Source organism: Neisseria sp. HMSC067G12 (assembly GCF_001812725.1).
In the GTDB taxonomy this organism is placed as follows: domain Bacteria; phylum Pseudomonadota; class Gammaproteobacteria; order Burkholderiales; family Neisseriaceae; genus Neisseria; species Neisseria perflava.
Genome location: NZ_KV810188.1, coordinates 1 through 961, shown reverse-complemented (window position 1 = coordinate 961; position 961 = coordinate 1). Strand labels below are relative to the sequence as shown.

General features: G+C 55.5%; 1 pseudogene. It reads left to right on the top strand.

The features are described 5' to 3' along the window. A pseudogene (locus tag HMPREF2871_RS03180) lies at nucleotides 1-961 on the top strand (hypothetical protein); the annotation flags it as partial.

Genomic DNA, 961 nt, shown 5'->3' with positions numbered 1-961 from the left:
AACAACGCCGGCAACAAAGTGACCAACGTAGCCGCCGGTACCGACGATACCGACGCCGTTAACTACGGTCAGCTGAAAGAAACCAACGCCAACGTGGCCAAAGGTCTGAACATTGCCGCCGACAACGGTAACGACGACAACGTCCAACTGGGCGAAACCGTTGCTTACCGCAGCAGCGACAAAAACATCGTGACCACCGTGTCTGACAACCAGATTGACTTCAAACTGGCCAAAGACATTACCGTTGACAGCGTCACCGCAGGCGACAGCAAACTGAATTCAGACGGCCTCACCATTACCGGTGGCCCGAGTGTGACCAAGTCAGGCATCAATGCCGCCGGCAACAAGATTACCAATGTTGCCGCCGGTACCGATGACACCGACGCCGTCAACTACAGCCAGCTGAAACAGCAAAGCGCCGCCGCCCGTACCGAGGTTGCAGCCGGCACCAACATCAAAGACGTGGTGAAAACGACCGGCGCCAACGGCCAAGACGTTTACACCGTCAACGCCAAAGGCACGACTGCGAGCGCCGGTTCGAGCAAATTGACCGTTACCGCCGCCGCCGCAGACGCGAACAACGTGACCGACTACAGCATCGATTTGGCTGATGGCACCAAAGACGACATCCAAAAAGGTGTGGATGCCAAAACCACCGTTGATACCAAAGGTCTGACCTTCAACGGCGACAGCGGCAGCACCAATATCGAAAAACTCGGCTCCACCGTGACCGTTGCCGGCGACGACAACATCACCACCGAAGCCCAAGACGATAAAGTGACCGTTAAGCTGAAAAAAGACCTGGTAGTGAACAGCGTCAAAGCCGGTGACACCACCGTTAACAACGACGGTGTGAAAGTAGGCGACGATGTTGCATTGACCCAAGACGGCGTTAAAGCAGGCAAGGTAAACCTGACCAAAGACGGTTTGAACAACGCCGGCAACAAAGTGACCAACGTAG